Origin of the sequence: Sphingomonas adhaesiva, from assembly GCF_002374855.1 — a bacterium.
In the GTDB taxonomy this organism is placed as follows: Bacteria; Pseudomonadota; Alphaproteobacteria; order Sphingomonadales; family Sphingomonadaceae; genus Sphingomonas; species Sphingomonas adhaesiva.
Window position 1 is genome coordinate 49,173 of sequence record NZ_NWVC01000002.1, and the last position, 15,438, is coordinate 64,610.

At 68.1% G+C, this 15,438-nt stretch carries 14 protein-coding genes and 1 tRNA gene; 13 read left to right on the top strand and 2 right to left on the bottom strand.

Annotated elements, in window-relative coordinates:
• Positions 1–15: 15 nt before the first annotated feature.
• From COA07_RS17700 to COA07_RS04750, 7 genes are all read left to right on the top strand, one after another.
• The gene (locus tag COA07_RS17700) at positions 16–1,128 is read left to right on the top strand and encodes a glycosyltransferase (RefSeq protein WP_169803482.1); all 1,113 of its coding nucleotides are present in this window, start codon (positions 16–18) and stop codon (positions 1,126–1,128) included.
• 39 nt (positions 1,129–1,167) lie between these two features.
• The gene (gene clpB / locus COA07_RS04725; RefSeq protein WP_066706525.1) at positions 1,168–3,747 is read left to right on the top strand and encodes an ATP-dependent chaperone ClpB; all 2,580 of its coding nucleotides are present in this window, start codon (positions 1,168–1,170) and stop codon (positions 3,745–3,747) included.
• 243 nt (positions 3,748–3,990) lie between these two features.
• Entirely contained in the window at positions 3,991–5,718 is a 1,728-nt protein-coding gene (gene mqo / locus COA07_RS04730; protein WP_245842012.1) for a malate dehydrogenase (quinone), read from the top strand.
• A 113-nt stretch (positions 5,719–5,831) separates the two neighbouring features.
• Positions 5,832–6,560: a 4-hydroxy-tetrahydrodipicolinate reductase gene (dapB, locus tag COA07_RS04735; RefSeq protein ID WP_066706523.1), complete on the top strand. Its 729-nt coding sequence runs from the start codon at positions 5,832–5,834 to the stop codon at positions 6,558–6,560.
• 11 nt (positions 6,561–6,571) lie between these two features.
• Positions 6,572–7,237: an endonuclease III gene (nth, locus tag COA07_RS04740; RefSeq protein ID WP_066706521.1), complete on the top strand. Its 666-nt coding sequence runs from the start codon at positions 6,572–6,574 to the stop codon at positions 7,235–7,237.
• Position 7,238: 1 nt separating this feature from the next.
• Positions 7,239–7,649 (top strand): hypothetical protein, encoded by a 411-nt coding sequence (locus COA07_RS04745; protein WP_066706519.1) that lies wholly within the window; start codon positions 7,239–7,241, stop codon positions 7,647–7,649.
• A gap of 36 nt (positions 7,650–7,685) precedes the next feature.
• Positions 7,686–7,762, top strand: a tRNA-Arg gene (locus COA07_RS04750).
• Between the two features lie 99 nt (positions 7,763–7,861).
• On the opposite strand, the gene COA07_RS04755 is transcribed toward COA07_RS04750, so the two are convergent.
• Together COA07_RS04755 and COA07_RS04760 are read right to left on the bottom strand one after the other, a co-directional pair.
• A complete protein-coding gene (locus tag COA07_RS04755; RefSeq protein WP_375182393.1) occupies positions 7,862–8,353 on the bottom strand; it encodes a YbaN family protein in 492 nt (163 codons plus the stop codon).
• A gap of 81 nt (positions 8,354–8,434) precedes the next feature.
• Positions 8,435–10,840: a TonB-dependent receptor gene (locus tag COA07_RS04760; RefSeq protein WP_245842013.1), complete on the bottom strand. Its 2,406-nt coding sequence runs from the start codon at positions 10,838–10,840 to the stop codon at positions 8,435–8,437.
• Between the two features lie 193 nt (positions 10,841–11,033).
• Here COA07_RS04760 and COA07_RS18195 point away from each other — a divergent pair, with 193 nt between their 5' ends.
• From COA07_RS18195 to COA07_RS04790, 6 genes are all read left to right on the top strand, one after another.
• Positions 11,034–11,183 (top strand): hypothetical protein, encoded by a 150-nt coding sequence (locus tag COA07_RS18195; RefSeq protein ID WP_169924221.1) that lies wholly within the window; start codon positions 11,034–11,036, stop codon positions 11,181–11,183.
• A gap of 196 nt (positions 11,184–11,379) precedes the next feature.
• Entirely contained in the window at positions 11,380–12,462 is a 1,083-nt protein-coding gene (locus COA07_RS04770; RefSeq protein WP_066706511.1) for a putative urea ABC transporter substrate-binding protein, read from the top strand.
• Between the two features lie 46 nt (positions 12,463–12,508).
• A complete protein-coding gene (locus COA07_RS04775; protein WP_066706508.1) occupies positions 12,509–13,324 on the top strand; it encodes an ABC transporter permease in 816 nt (271 codons plus the stop codon).
• Positions 13,321–14,079, top strand: a complete 759-nt coding sequence (locus COA07_RS04780) for an ABC transporter ATP-binding protein (RefSeq protein WP_066706505.1) — start codon at positions 13,321–13,323, stop codon at positions 14,077–14,079. The genes COA07_RS04775 and COA07_RS04780 overlap by 4 nt, the downstream gene beginning before the upstream one ends.
• Before the next feature lie 42 nt (positions 14,080–14,121).
• On the top strand, positions 14,122–14,604 hold the full coding sequence (locus COA07_RS04785) for a CopG family ribbon-helix-helix protein (protein ID WP_066706503.1): 483 nt from the start codon (positions 14,122–14,124) through the stop codon (positions 14,602–14,604).
• Positions 14,601–15,425: an urea amidolyase associated protein UAAP1 gene (locus tag COA07_RS04790; protein WP_066706500.1), complete on the top strand. Its 825-nt coding sequence runs from the start codon at positions 14,601–14,603 to the stop codon at positions 15,423–15,425. The genes COA07_RS04785 and COA07_RS04790 overlap by 4 nt, the downstream gene beginning before the upstream one ends.
• Positions 15,426–15,438 lie beyond the last annotated feature (13 nt).

Sequence of the window (15,438 nt, forward strand, 5' to 3'; positions counted from 1 at the left end):
GTTAGCAAAGTGCCCGTGACTTTGAAATCGATCGCCATCCTCCTCCACGATTTCAACGCCGGCGGCACCGAGGCGACCGCGCTGCGCCTTGCCGCCGAATGGATCGCGGCGGGGCATCGCGTGACGATCATCGCCGGCGCCGCCGACGGCCCGATGCGCGACCGCGTGCCCGCCGGTGCCGACGTCCACCTGCTGTCACCCGCCGTCCCGCGCAGCACGCTGTCGCGGCTGCGGCTGGGCGGCGCGATGGTGCCGGTGCTGCTACAGGTCGCGCCGGACGTCGCGTATATCACCGGCAACTTCCACTTCTGGCTCGCCCCCGCGATCCGCCGCGCGATCCCGCAACTGCCGATCGTGGCCAAGATCAGCAACCCGCTGCTCCCCGACCTGCCCGCGCTGCTGCGCGCGCCCGCACGTGCGGCGCTCCGGCAACTGACCGACGCGATCGACCTGTTCGTCGCCATGTCTCCCGAACTGGCCGCGCGCGACGCCGGCTGGCTGCCGGGGCGCCCGATCCGTGTCGCGCCCGAACCCAATCTGCCGCGCGATCACCGGCCGCTGCCGCGTGCGATCGCGGACGGCGCGCCGCATATCCTGGCGATCGGCCGGCTGGAACCGCAGAAGGACATCGCGCTGGCGCTGCGCACCTTCGCCCACCTGCGCGCGCACCAGCCGGCGCGACTCACGATCCTGGGCGATGGCCCGGACCGCGCGCGTCTGGAGGCGCTGTCACAGCGACTGGGCATCGCCGCGGACGTCGCGATGCCCGGCTTCGTCGGCGACGTGGCGCAGCGACTGTCGCGCGCCGCCTGCCTGCTGATGACATCGCGCTACGAAGGCTTTCCGGCGGTGCCCGTGGAGGCGCTGGCCGCCGACGTACCGGTGGTCACAACCCATTGCTCGTCGGTGCTGCGCGGCCTGATCGCCACCCCGCTGCATGGCGAAGTCGTCGCCGATCGCCACCCGGCGACGCTGGCGGCCGCTCTCACCCGCGCCATCGCGCAGCCGGCGGTGTCAGGCGGCATCCGCCCGGCCAGTGCAGCCCCCTATTCGGCGCCGACCGCCGCGCGCCGCTATCTCGACATCTTCGACGAGGCGATCGCTCTCGCCCCCTTGCGTTGCAAATAGGCAACACCATCTGATACCCGAGAGAGACAGGGCCGACAGATGAACCTTGAGAAATTTACCGACCGCGCACGCGGCTTCCTTCAATCCGCACAGACCGTCGCGATCCGCATGAACCACCAGCAGATCGCCCCCGAGCACCTTCTGAAGGCGCTGCTGGAGGACGATCAGGGCATGGCCGCGGGCCTCATCACCGCCGCCGGCGGCGATGCGCGCCGCGCCGTGTCTGACACCGATGCCGCGCTGGCGAAGATCCCGGCCGTTTCCGGCTCCGGCGCGCAGAACCAGCCCGGCCTGTCGGCCGATGCAGTGCGCGTGCTCGATCAGGCCGAACAGATCTCACAGAAGGCCGGCGACAGCTATGTCACGGTCGAACGCCTGCTGGTCGCGCTCGCGCTCAGCCTCAACACCGCCGCCGGCAAGGCGCTGAAGGCCGCCAATGCGACGCCCGAGGCGCTGAACGCCGCGATCACGCAGCTGCGCGGCGGCCGCACCGCCGACACCGCCAGCGCCGAGGACCGCTACGATGCGCTCAAGAAGTTCGCGCGCGACCTGACGCAGGCGGCGCGCGACGGCAAGCTCGACCCCGTGATCGGCCGCGACGAGGAGATTCGCCGCACGATCCAGGTGCTGGCGCGCCGGACGAAGAACAATCCCGTGCTGATCGGCGAACCCGGCGTCGGCAAGACCGCGATCGTCGAGGGGCTGGCGCTGCGCATCGCCAATGGCGACGTGCCGGACGGGCTGAAGGACAAGACGCTGATGGCGCTCGACATGGGCGCGTTGATCGCGGGCGCGAAATATCGCGGCGAGTTCGAGGAACGGCTGAAGGGCGTCATCGACGAGGTGAAGCAGGCCGAGGGCGACATCATCCTGTTCATCGACGAGATGCACACGCTGATCGGCGCCGGCAAATCCGAAGGCGCGATGGATGCCGGCAACCTGCTGAAGCCGGCACTGGCACGCGGAGAGCTGCATTGCGTCGGCGCCACCACGCTCGACGAATATCGCAAGCATGTCGAGAAGGATCCGGCGCTCCAGCGGCGCTTCCAGCCGGTGTTCGTCGGGGAGCCGACCGTGGAGGACACGATCAGCATCCTGCGCGGGCTGAAGGAGAAGTACGAGCTGCACCACGGCGTGCGGATTACCGACGGCGCGCTGGTGTCGGCGGCGACGCTCAGCAACCGCTACATCACCGACCGATTCCTGCCCGACAAGGCGATCGACCTGATGGACGAAGCCGCCAGCCGCATCCGCATGGAAGTGGAGAGCAAGCCCGAGGAGATCGAGGCGCTCGACCGCCGCATCCTGCGTTTGAAGATCGAGCGCGAGGGGCTGAAGCGCGAAACCGACGCCGCCTCGATCGACCGACTGGAGACGCTGGAGGGCGAACTCGCCAACCTGGAACAGCAGTCGGCGGAACTGACCGCGCGCTGGCAAGCGGAAAAGGACAAGATCGCCGGTGAGGCCAAGCTGAAGGAACAGCTCGACGCCGCGCGGCTGGAACTGGAACAGGCGCAGCGCAGCGGTGACCTCGCCAAGGCGGGCGAGCTGTCCTACGGGCGCATCCCCGCGCTGGAAAAGCAGCTGGCGGAGGCGCAGGCCACCACCCAGGGCGCGATGCTGCGCGAGGAAGTGACCGCCGACGACATCGCCGGCGTCGTCAGCCGCTGGACCGGCGTGCCGGTCGACCGGATGCTGGAGGGCGAACGCGAGAAGCTGCTCCGCATGGAGGAGGTGATCGGCAAGCGCGTGATCGGTCAGGAGCAGGCGGTGCGCGCCGTTTCCACCGCGGTGCGCCGCGCGCGTGCCGGATTGCAGGATCCGAACCGTCCGCTCGGCAGCTTCCTGTTCCTCGGCCCGACCGGCGTCGGCAAGACGGAGTTGACCAAGGCGCTGGCCGAATTCCTGTTCGACGATCCGTCGGCGATGGTGCGCATCGATATGAGCGAGTTCATGGAGAAGCATGCGGTCGCGCGGCTGATCGGCGCCCCGCCGGGCTATGTCGGCTATGAGGAAGGCGGCGTCCTGACCGAGGCGGTGCGGCGGCGGCCCTATCAGGTCGTACTGTTCGACGAGGTGGAGAAGGCGCACGGCGACGTGTTCAACGTGCTGTTGCAGGTGCTGGACGACGGCCGCCTGACCGACGGCCAGGGGCGCACGGTCGATTTCTCGAACACGCTCATCATCCTCACCTCCAACCTGGGCAGCCAGTATCTGGCCAACATGGGCGAGAATGACGCGGTCGAGAGCGTCGAGCCGCAGGTGATGGAGGTGGTGCGCGCGCACTTCCGGCCGGAGTTCCTCAACCGGCTGGACGAGATCATCCTGTTCCACCGGCTGGGCCAGGCGCATATGGGGCCGATTGTCGACATTCAGGTGGGTCGCGTCGGCAAGCTGCTGGCGGATCGCAAGATCGCGCTGGACCTGACCGATGCCGCGCGCGCGTGGCTGGGCCGGGTGGGCTATGATCCGGTCTATGGCGCGCGGCCGCTCAAGCGCGCAGTACAGCGCCATCTGCAGGATCCGCTTGCCGAACTGATCCTGCGCGGCGAGGTGAAGGACGGCTCTACCGTCCATGTTGATGAGGGGGACGGGAAATTGCTGCTGTCCGTCGAATGATTGCCGCGCACGCGACGGATTGCATGGCGTGGCCCGGGGTGGCATCCGCCCCGGGTTCATGCGGCACCGATCCGCCTATCCTGCGTTAGCGGGGCATCACGTCTTTTCGGGAGAGGAACATCGTCACCGGCCAGCGGCGGCGCGACATGGTCGCGCACCGGCGCTGGCCGGCTCTTCCTCTCGGCATCCTGTCGGGCGCAGCACGCGCGCCGCCGGGATCGCCACACGAAAGGGCTGCCCGCTGTGCCTCTGCCGTCGTCGCCGAACGAACCGATCCCCTCGCCCGCCGATCCGACCGCTGACGGCGGCGTGACCCGCCGGCACCTGCTGCGCGGCGGTGCGGCCGCCGGGGTGACCGCGATGCTGGCCGGATGCGGCGAACGCGCGCCGACCGCGGAACGCACCGTCGATGTCCTGCTGATCGGCGGCGGGATCATGAGCGCGACGCTGGGCGTGCTGCTGCGCCAGCTGGAGCCGGGCTGGTCGATGGAACTGGTCGAGCGGCTGGACAAGGTGGCGGAGGAAAGCTCCAACGGCTGGAACAACGCCGGCACCGGCCATTCCGCGCTGTGCGAGCTGAACTATACGCCGGTGAACAAGGCCGACGGCCGTGTAGAGATCGCCAAGGCGATCGAGATCAACGAACAGTTTCAGGTCACCCGCCAGTTCCTGAGCCATCAGGTCGAACGCGGCGTGCTGCGCAACCCGCGCAGCTTCATCAACTCCACCCCGCACATGAACCTGGTGTGGGGCGACGAGAATGTCGCCTTCCTGCAAAAGCGTCACGCCGCGCTGGGCGCCAGCCCGCTGTTTTCGGGCATGGAATTCACCAGCGACCCGGCGGAGATCGCACGCTGGGTGCCGATCATGATGGAGGGCCGCACGGCCGGCACGCCGCTGGCCGCTACCCGCTCGGTGCTGGGCACCGATTGCGAATGGGGCGAGGTGACGCGCCAATATGTCGCGTCGCTGCGCGCATCTCCGGGCTTCACGGTCACGACCGGCCATGAGGTCCGCTCGCTGGAGCGCAACGCCCGCGGCGGCTGGCGCGTCAGCATCCACGACATGAAGAGCGGCGACCGGCAGGTCGTCAATGCGCGCTTCGTCTTCGCCGGGGCGGGCGGCGGCGCGCTGCCGATCCTGCAGAAATCGGGCATTCCCGAAGCGGACGCTTATGCCGGCTTTCCGGTCGGAGGATCGTTTCTGGTCACCGAGAACCAGGCGATCGCCAAGCGCCACCTGGCCAAGGTCTACGGCAAGGCGGCGACCGGCTCGCCGCCGATGTCGGTGCCGCACCTCGACACCCGCTACCTCAACGGGAAGCAGGTGCTGCTGTTCGGCCCCTTTGCCACCTTCTCCACCAAGTTCCTGAAGGAAGGATCGTATTTCGACCTTCCCAAGTCGGTGACGCTCGACAATTTCCGCCCGATGCTGTCGGTCGGCTGGAACGAGTTCGACCTGGTCGAATATCTCGCCGGGCAGCTCATCATGAGCCAGACCGACCGGATGAACGCGCTGCGCGAATATCTGCCGCGCGCGCAGGACGGCGACTGGCGGCTGTGGCAGGCCGGGCAACGCGTCCAGATCATCAAGCGCGATCCGAAGAAGGGCGGCATCCTGAAGCTGGGGACGGAGATCGTGACGTCGCGCGATGGCTCGATGGCGGCGTTGCTGGGCGCGTCGCCCGGCGCCTCGACCGCGCCGTCGATCATGCTCGACCTCATCAAGCGCGCCTTCCCCGACCGGCTGGCGACGCCGCGCTGGCAGGCCGCCGTGCGCGAGATCGTGCCGACCTACGGCGTGGCGCTGAACGACGATCCCGCGCTGCTGGGCCATCAGTGGAACGCCACCGCACAGACGCTGCAACTGGCCATTGCGCCGCCGCAGCCGCAGGCCGAGCGCGCGCCTTCCCCCACCGTGCCGGCGGCGACGCGGGTAAAGCCGGATCGCCAGCCCGATCTGGCATTGTGACCTGACGGTTTTCGACGGACGGGGCGGTTCGCGCGCGGATCGCCCCTGTCCTTTGCCCGCTTTTGTGTGCAAGGGGCGGCGGCACTGATTGTGTTCTCGGCCAGGATGATCGCATGACCAGCATCGGTATCTACGGCAGCAACGGGCGGATGGGGCGCGCGATCGCCACCATCGCGGAGGGCGAAGGCGCCACCGTGGCGGGCGGCGTGGACGCGGGCGGCGATCCCTTTCCGCTGGCGCAGACAGCCGACGTGCTGGTCGATTTCTCCACCCCCGCCGCGCTGGAATCGCATCTCGCCGCCGCGGTCGCCGCGCGTACGCCGATCGTCATCGGCACGACCGGGCTGATGCCCACGCACCACGCCCTGATCGAGCAGGCAGCGGACGAGATCGCGGTGCTGCAGACCGGCAACACCTCGCTGGGCGTCACGCTCCTGAACATCCTGGTGCGCGAGGCGGCGGCACGGCTCGGCCCCGACTGGGATATCGAGATCGCCGAGATGCACCACCGGCACAAGGTGGATGCCCCGTCGGGCACCGCACTGCTGCTGGGCGAAGCCGCCGCCGCGGGGCGCGGCACCCGGCTGGCGGAGGTGCGCGTCGACAGCCGTGCCGGGCTGGTCGGCGCACGCAGCGAAGGGACGATCGGCTTCGCCTCGCTGCGCGGCGGATCGGTGGTGGGCGATCATCAGGTGATCTTCGCCGGCGAGGGCGAGCGGATCGAGATCGGGCATCGCGGCGAGGATCGCACCATCTTCGCACGCGGCGCGCTCAAGGCCGCGCTGTGGCTCGCCGGCCGCGCGCCGGGCCGCTACGCCATGGCCGAGGTCCTGGGCTTGTAAGGAACCCCGCGGTGAAGAAGGCCGATGTCGTCGAATTCTACCGCCGCCTGGCCGAGGCGAACCCGCATCCCGAAACCGAGCTGGAATCGGTCAACACCTACACGTTGCTGGTTGCCGTCGTCCTGTCCGCACAGGCGACCGATGCGGGGGTCAACAAGGCGACCCGCGCGCTGTTCGCCACGGTGGACACGCCGGAAAAGATGGTGGCGTTGGGCCTCGACGGGCTGAAGCGGCACATCCGCACGATCGGCCTGTTCAACACCAAGGCTAAGAACGTCATCGCACTGAGCGAGGCGTTGATCGCCGACCATGGGGGTCAGGTGCCGGCGAACCGCGACGCGCTGGAAAAGCTGCCCGGCGTCGGGCGCAAGACCGCCAATGTCGTGATGAACGTCGCGTTCGGTGCCGAGACGTTCGCGGTCGACACCCATATCTTCCGCGTCGGCAACCGCACCGGGCTGGCGCGCGGCAAGACCGTGCTCGCCGTCGAAAAGGCGCTCGACAAGGCGACCCCCGCCCCGTTCCGCGTCCACGCCCACCACTGGCTGATCCTGCACGGCCGCTACGTGTGCAAGGCGCGGCGCCCCGAATGCTGGCGATGCATCGAGATCGACCTGTGCGCGTTCAAGCCCAAGACGCCCGCGCCCAAGCCGACGCGCGCACAACAAGGAGCGTGACATGCGTCCGATCGTCCTTGCCATCATCTCGGCACCGCTCATCATGCTGGGCGCGTCGGGCGACGCCCGCGCGCCTTCGCGCAATACCGTCCCCGCCGCCACACCGGCGGGCAAACCGCAGAGCTGCATCCCGATCCAGTCGATCCGCGAAAGCCTGGTGCGCAGCGACTCGGTGATCGACTTCCGCACCAACGGCAGCCGCGTCTATCGCGTGACGCTGCCGCAGGGCTGCCCCGGTCTGGGCTTCGAACGGCGCTTCTCCTACGCCACCTCGCTCAGCCAGCTGTGCTCTCAGGACATCATCACGGTCTTTTCGCAAAGCCCGCCGATGCGGGGCGCCAGCTGCGGCCTCGCCCCGTTCCAGCCGGTGACGCTCGCTCCCCCAAACGCTGACCCGGCGAAAAGCGGGTAGCGCGCCGCCGAAACCCCTGCTAGGCGAACCTTCCACGCACCCGTAGCTCAGCTGGATAGAGCGCTGCCCTCCGAAGGCAGAGGCCACAGGTTCGAATCCTGTCGGGTGCGCCATTTCTTTTGTGCCGATCGCGCCCGCCGGCGATTCGTCGATCGGCTCGGCGGGAGTTGCACCCTGCCACCCACCGGGAGAAATACCACGGTGGTCCGGCCCTAGGCCGGCGCTGTCGGGCGGGTCAGGATATAGAGCGCGCACCCTGCCATCGCCGCTGCGACCAGCATCGCCAGCGGCAGGCCGGGGCGCGCGGCCAGCAGGAAGATGCCGTAGCCGGCGGCGGTCCCGCCGCACGCCAGTGCCTTTGCCCGGCGGCCGATCGCGCCGTCGCGTCGCCATGCGCGCAAGGTCGGCCCCACGCGCGGATGGTCGAGCAGCCACGCCTCCAGACGCGGCGACGACCGGGCGAAACAGCCCACCGCGAGGATGAGGAAAATGGTGGTCGGCATCAGCGGGAGCATCGCGCCGATGACGCCCAGCGCGACGCAGATCCAGCCCATCGCCAGCCAGCCGAGCCGCGCCGCCCGGCCACCGATGCCGCTCGGGGTTCTGCAGGGGTCGAGCCGTTCCGTCTCCTCGCTAGCGCGGCCGGATGGATCGGCGCGCAATGGCGAAGAAAAACGACGACGGCGAGTCATGGCCGGCACCATGTCGCGGATGCCGTCAAAAAGATACGGCTTGCGCGCCTATCGCGGGGGACGGGGCGCCACGAGACGCCCCGCCCCTCACGATCAGTAACGGACGCGGAAGTCGACGCCCAGGCGCCGCGGGGTCAGGACGTTGTACGAATAATAACGCTCGACCACGCCGGTACGCACCTGATTGAACGAACTGCGATCGTTCGACACCGACGTGACCGCATATTTGTCGAACAGATTGTCACCGAACACGCCGATGTCGAAGCGATCGGTGCGATAGGTGATCGACGCGCGGTGCGTGACATAGCCGGGGATCGCCTCGCCATTGGCGCGCAGGCCGGTGCGCGAATAGATATCGCCGATATAGGCGGTCGCCCAGGTCGCCTCGATATCGGCACCATTGTCCAGCGGCTGGGTATAGGTCGCCTGACCGCTGGCGGTGTGCTTCGCCGAACCGGGCAGGCGATCACCGGCAAAGGCACCGAACGTCTGGCCCTGGCTGACCAGGACGCCCGGCGCGTCCTTCGTCAGCTTGGCATCGACATAGGCATAGGTGCCCTGCAGCGTCAGCCTGGGTACGGGGCGCAGCACCGCGGACACGTCGAAGCCCTGCGACCGGGCCTCGCTGCCGTTGACGATGATGCCGACCGCGCCGTTGACGGTCTGGCTGGGGATCTGGATCCCCTTCCAGTCGATGCGATAGATCGACGCGGTCAGCTGCAACCTTTTGTCGAACAGCGCGCTGCGCACGCCGATTTCGGCATTGCGCGTCTTGTCCGGCTGGTACGACAGTTCGTTGGGCAGCGCACAGACGTTCTGACCGGCCGGCAGCGGCAGGATGCACGGCGCAACACGGTTGACGTTACCGGGGCGATAGCCGGTGCTGTACGTGGCATAGGCCAGCAACGCGTCGCTGAACTTGTATGACGTGTTCGCCTTCCACACGAAGCCGTCGGCCGAGGTATCGCCCGACTTGATCCGGCTGGGCGCGAAGACGACCAGCGGATAGGGCGTGTTCTTGCTGAACAGCGGGGTGTCGGTGCCGCCCTGCGCGAAGGCGTCGTACTTGTAATAGCGCAGCCCCCCGGTCACCTGCCATGCGTCGGTGATGTGGAGCGTGCCCTCGCCATAGACGGCCTTTTCCTTCGTTCGAGTGTTGATGAACGACATATATTCCAGGGCATCGGGACGATTGATGCCCGCGAACTCGGGATAGCCGGGGACATATTCGCGATACTGCGAACGCTGGCGCTGGTTGTTGTAGAAGCCGCCGATCACCCAGCTGAACGGCCCGCCATGGGTCGACACCAGCCGGACCTCGCCGTTGAACTGGCGATAGATCGTCTCGTTGGTGTTGTACGAGGAGAAGGCCGGGAACGCCTCGTACCCGTAATCGAGGTCGAGCAGCAGGTCGGTATTGTCCGACTGCGCACGGTTGCGCTGGTTGGTCAGCGCGGCGGTGGCGACCAGGTCGGCGATGCCGCCCAGTCCCAGGTTCAGCTCCGCGGCGTAGAGGTCCGCCTTGCGGCTGCGCGGCTCGGCATAGCGCCACGGCGCTTCGTAGCGGCCGGTGCCCAGCACGCCCGCGCCGTTCGACTGCTGCCCGCCGGTATCGGTGGTCTGGTGCGCATAGGTCAGGAACAGCTTCGCGTCCGGGCTGGCCTGCAACAGCAGCTGGTTGCGCGTCGTGAACGTCCGCTCGTAGTTCAGATCCTTGCGGCGGTAGAAATTGGCGGCATAGTCCGCCGGCGTCCCGAACGACCCCTGCGCCGCGGTGGCGCCGCGCACCGGCTGCGGGTTCGACACGCCCGGCTGCTTCAGCAGGTACGGATAGTCGATGAAGCCGGGGTTGTCGTAATAGCCGGTGGCGGTGCGGAACGCGATGTGATCCGCCACGATCGGCAGGTTGAAGGTGGCATCGCCGTTCACGCCCGGATTGCTGCCGTGCGCGACCCCGAAGTACCGGCCGTGATATTCCAGCGAGATGCGGTCGGTGTTCGGCCGGTTGGGCATGTAGCGGATCGCGCCCGACAGCGTACCCAGCCCGTAGAGCGTGCCCTGCGGCCCCTGCAGCACCTCGACACGCGCCAAGTCGATCAGCTTGAAGTCGAGGTACAGCGGCACCTCGCCCAGATAGATGCCCAGCGCGCTCTGCGCGTTCGTGCCGCCCGCCGTATCGGCGGAGGAAATGCCGCGCAGGATGACGTTGCCGGTGGACGCCGGGCCGGTATCGGCGATCGTCAGCCCCGGCGTGAACGCCGCCAGCCCGCGCACGTCGTCGATACGCTGGCGCGAGAGCGTTTCCGGGCTGATCGCGCTGATGTTGATCGGCGCATCCTGCAGCGTCGTCTGGCGCCGCGTCGCGGTCACGACGATCTCGTCGCCGGTACCTTCCGCCGCGCCGCCCGATGGCGCGGTCTGCGCAAAGGCGGGAACGGTGCCCAGCCCGAACAGGATGGTCGCACCCAGCAATGTCTTACGAAACGATGTTACAGCCACGATGACCCCCTTGCTCATCAGCCCGTGTCAGCCGGCATCACTCTCCTGATCGGCGCCGATAAGGGCCGGCGCCTTCCCGTTCCCTGCAGCGCGGCGTTGTCGCCGTCGCCTGATCGTCGCTGACGTCGCTGCGTCGCGATCCTTGTCGGTCGTTGCCTGCGCCTTCGGCGGGTTCGACATGATCGCCGGGCGGATGACCGATCCCCATCGGACCGATATGATCGCGCGCCGAGCAGCCCGTGTCGAAACCGGCGAACACGCCGGTCGTCCTGTCATTTCCGGCACCATCGTCGCGATGCCGATCGCGACACGGTATGGATATTACACATGTGGTCAAGCGTAATATTTCACCCGCATGTCAGCCGCAAAAAGTAATACGCGGCGGCCGATCGTTCTTCCGAACCGGATCGCCTGTACCCCTTCCCACGCGTGCGCGTGGCCGTCGCCACGATTATTACCCTTTCGCCCGCTGGTAATAATTTTCCAGTGGACAGCCTTGGCGATCGGCGCGATGCTGCATTGCGAAAGGGGACCGAATCATGCGGAAGATGATCGGCAAGGCGGGCCATGTTGCGGCACTGGCGACGGCGTTGTTCCTGGCATCCTGTTCGTCCGGCTCGAACACGCCACCAGCCAAGCGCCACGATTTCACGATCGGCTGGTCGATCTACGCCGGATGGATGCCATGGCCCTATGCGCAGCAGGCCGGCATCGTGAAGAAATGGGCCGACAAATACGGCATCAAGATCGATGTCGTGCAGGTCAACGACTATGTCGAATCGGTCAATCAGTACAACGCCGGCAAGTTCGACGGCGTTGCCGTCACCAACATGGACGCGCTCACCATCCCCGCCGCCGGGGGCAAGGATACCAGCGCGATCATCGTCGGCGATTATTCGGACGGTAACGACGGCGTCCTGTTGAAGGGCGCGGACAAGCTGGCGGCGATCAAGGGCCGGCAGGTCTATCTGGTCGAGCTGTCGGTGTCGCACTATCTGCTGGCGCGCGCGCTCGACACGGTGGGGATGAAGCCCAGCGACGTGCGCACCGTCAACACCTCCGACGCCGATATCGTCGGCGCGTTCGGCAGCCCCGACGTCACCGCGGCGGTCGCCTGGAACCCGCAGCTGTCGGTGATGAAGGCGTTGCCGAACACGCACCAGGTGTTCAGCTCCGCCGACATTCCGGGCGAAATCCTCGACCTGATGGTCGTCGACACCAAGACGCTGAACGCCAACCCCGATCTGGGCAAGGCGCTGGCAGGCATCTGGTACGAAACCGTCGCGCTGCTGAAGCGGCAGGACGCGCAGGGACAGGCAGCGCGCGCCGCGATGGCGAAGCTGGCCGGCACGGATACCGCCACGTTCGAACGCCAGCTGGCCACCACCCATCTGTACGACACGCCCAAGGCGGCGGTCGCGGCGACGACGGCGCCGGCGCTGGTGACGACGATGACGCGGGTGCGCGACTTCAGCTTCCAGCGCGGGCTGTTCAAGGGCGCGGCGAGTGCGGACGCGGTCGGCATCGCCTTTCCGGGCAAGCGCACGCTGGGCGATGCGCAACATGTGACGCTGCGCTTCGACGATCGCTATATGGCGCTGGCCGCCGACGGGAAGCTGTGACGCCCTCCCCCGCCCCTTTCGCCGCGACGATCGAGAGGCCGACCCGATGCGCTGGGTGAACCGGCACATGCGCCGCAACGACCGGATCGTGCTGGGGTCCGTGCCGGTCGCCCTGCTGGCGCTGGTCTATCTGATCGCGGCGGTGCGCCGCCACGCGGCGGACCCCACCGACAAGATCCTGCCGCTGCCCGATGCAATGGTCCGCGCGATGACCGCATTGGTGACGCAGCCCGATCCGCTGTCGGGGCAGCTGCTGTTCTGGGGCGACACACTCGCCAGCCTGCAACGGCTGGGGCTGGGCCTGGGCATCGCCACCGCCGCGGCGCTGCTGGTCGGGCTGGTGCTGGGCGTCCTGCCGCCGGTGCGCGCGACGTTCGGCCCGCTGGTGACCGGCATCGCGGTGATCCCTCCGATCGCGCTGCTGCCGATGCTGTTCATCGCGCTGGGGCTGGGGGAAACCGCCAAGGTGGCACTGATCGTCATCGGCATCGCGCCGGTGATGGTCCGCGACATCGCCGCGCACGTCGCCGCTCTACCCCGCGAACAGATCATCAAGGCGCAGACACTGGGCGCGTCGAGCTGGCAGATCATGATCCGCGTCGCGCTGCCGCAGGCGATGCCGCGGCTGTTGCAGGCGATGTGCCTCGCGCTCGGCCCGGCGTGGGTGTTCCTGATTTCGGCCGAAGCGATCGCATCGGACATCGGACTGGGCTACCGCATCTTCCTCGTCCGCCGCTATCTCGCGATGGACGTCATCATCCCGTATGTCGCGTGGATCGCGCTGCTGGCGATCGCGATGGATGCGGCGTTCGTCTTTCTCAGCAAGCGGCTGTTCCCCTGGGCGCATGGAGGCGGGCATTGACCACGATCCTGAGCCTGCGCGACATCTGGGTCGAATATGGCGACAAGATCGTGCTGGAGCGCGTCAACTTGGACGTCGCCGCCGGATCGTTCGTGTCGATCATCGGCCCGTCGGGCGCCGGCAAGAGCAGCCTGCTGCGGCTGATCCTGGGACAGGAGGCGCCGACGCGCGGACGCATCCTGCTCGACGACCTGCCGCTGACGCCCGAATGCGGGCCGGATCGCGGCGTGGTGTTCCAGCGATATTCGGTGTTCCCGCACCTGTCGGTGCTGCGCAACACGATGTTCGGGCTGGAATGCGCGCAGGCGCCGCTGACCGCGCGGCTGCTCGGACAGCGACGACGTGCCGCCGAGGAGGAAGCAACCGAGATGCTGCGCGCGGTCGGGCTGGCCGACAGCCTGCACCTCTATCCCGCGCAGATGTCCGGCGGGATGCAGCAGCGGCTGGCGATCGCGCAGGCGCTGCTGAAGCGGCCGCGCATCCTGCTGCTGGACGAGCCGTTCGGCGCGCTCGATCCGGGCATCCGTTCCGACATGCACGCGCTCATCACCCGGCTGTGGCGCGATTACGCGCTGACGATCGTGATGGTCACGCACGACATCCGCGAGGCGTTCTCGCTGGGGACGCGCGTGCTGGCGCTCGACAAGCGCCGCCACGATCCGCACGCGCCGCACCGCTTCGGCGCGACCGCGGTCTACGATCTGCCGCTGCGCCCGCGCACGCCGCCGGAACCGGGGGATGCTGCGGCTGCGTGATATTACGATTGACGTTTTTTGTAATAATTGAGAGGGTCAATCATGACCATCGAATCCACCAGTCTCGCCCGCCTCAGCATGAGCCTTCCGGCCGACCTGTTCCGCCAGCTCGACACGATGGTTGAGGAACGCGGGCTGCCGTCGCGCTCGGGGCTGATCGCCGAACTGATCCGCCACGCGCTCGCCGAGCATGAGGCGTTCACCCGCCCCGACAAGATGCTCGCAGGCACCGTCACGCTGGTGTACCGCGGCGACCGCGGCCGCGTGCGCCACCAGCTGGCGCAGATGCAGGCCGACTACCTCAAGGAAGTGATCTCCTCGCAGCACGTCTTCCTGGAGGACGACCAGTCGCTGGAGGTGCTGCTGGTGCAGGGGCCGGCGGTGCGGCTGAAGTCGCTGTGCGACGCGCTGCGCCGCGTGCGCGGCGTCCAGCAACTCCAGCTCGTTACCACCACCTCGCTGCTGCCCCCGCTCCACGAACAGGATGGCACCGCCGCCGAGCCGCTGAAGGGAGCCGCCGCATGACCGCCCCGCTTGCCGATCCGAACGCCGCGCGCGATCATGCGCGCTCGATGGCCGGTACCGTCGTGGAGGCGATGCCGATGCTGCCGCCGGCCGCCGACGACCTGCCGGCCGGCGTCGAGGCCGCCGATCTGGTCTGGGAAGAGACGATCGCCGCGGGTGGCTATGCCACGCGCCGCCTCTCGCGCGGGTCGCGGGTTCGGCTGATCGACCTGCGCGGCGACGCCTGCGCATCGTTGCAGCTGTTCAACGCCGACATGCCCAGCGAGCGGCTGAACGTCGCCGATACGGTGAAGGTGCAGTGGAACGCCTATCTGGGACACGGCAAGCTGCTGCTGTCCGACATGGGCCGCGTGCTGATGAGCATCGAGGCGGACGACGCCGGCACGCACGACACCTTTTGCGGGCCGTCCACCGCGACCAGCAACGCGGCGCGCTACGGCAGCGGCGCCAACAGCGGCCCGCACCCCAATGCGCGCGACCGCTTCCTGCTGGGCGCGGCCAAGCACGGACTGGGGCGGCGCGACGTCCATCCGAGCGTGACGCTGTTCAAGGGTACGCGGATCGAAACGGACGGCACGGTGACGCCGGTGATCGGCCCGTTCGCGCCCGGACGCAGCGTGGTGCTGCGCGCCGAGATGGACGTGATCCTGGTCGTCGCCAATTGCCCGCATGTCCTTGATCCGCGGCCGGCGTGGACGGTCACGCCGCTGCGCGCGACCGCATGGCGCGGGCCGGTGACGCCCGAGGACGATGCCATCCGCAACGCGACGCCGGAGGGCCTGCGCGCCTTCCGCAACGTCGAAGACTATTTCCGCCGGTGAAAGGGAAAGCTGG

Excerpts from the sequence above, each read along its gene's own strand:
- dapB (WP_066706523.1), top strand. The coding sequence starts at position 5,832 with ATGACCAGCATCGGTATCTACGGCAGCAACGGGCGGATGGGGCGCGCG.
- COA07_RS04755 (WP_375182393.1), bottom strand. The coding sequence starts at position 8,353 with ATGGTGCCGGCCATGACTCGCCGTCGTCGTTTTTCTTCGCCATTGCGC.
- COA07_RS04785 (WP_066706503.1), top strand. The coding sequence starts at position 14,122 with ATGACCATCGAATCCACCAGTCTCGCCCGCCTCAGCATGAGCCTTCCG.
- COA07_RS04745 (WP_066706519.1), top strand. The coding sequence starts at position 7,239 with ATGCGTCCGATCGTCCTTGCCATCATCTCGGCACCGCTCATCATGCTG.
- COA07_RS18195 (WP_169924221.1), top strand. The coding sequence starts at position 11,034 with ATGACCGATCCCCATCGGACCGATATGATCGCGCGCCGAGCAGCCCGT.
- clpB (WP_066706525.1), top strand. The coding sequence starts at position 1,168 with ATGAACCTTGAGAAATTTACCGACCGCGCACGCGGCTTCCTTCAATCC.
- COA07_RS04790 (WP_066706500.1), top strand. The coding sequence starts at position 14,601 with ATGACCGCCCCGCTTGCCGATCCGAACGCCGCGCGCGATCATGCGCGC.
- COA07_RS04775 (WP_066706508.1), top strand. The coding sequence starts at position 12,509 with ATGCGCTGGGTGAACCGGCACATGCGCCGCAACGACCGGATCGTGCTG.
- COA07_RS04770 (WP_066706511.1), top strand. The coding sequence starts at position 11,380 with ATGCGGAAGATGATCGGCAAGGCGGGCCATGTTGCGGCACTGGCGACG.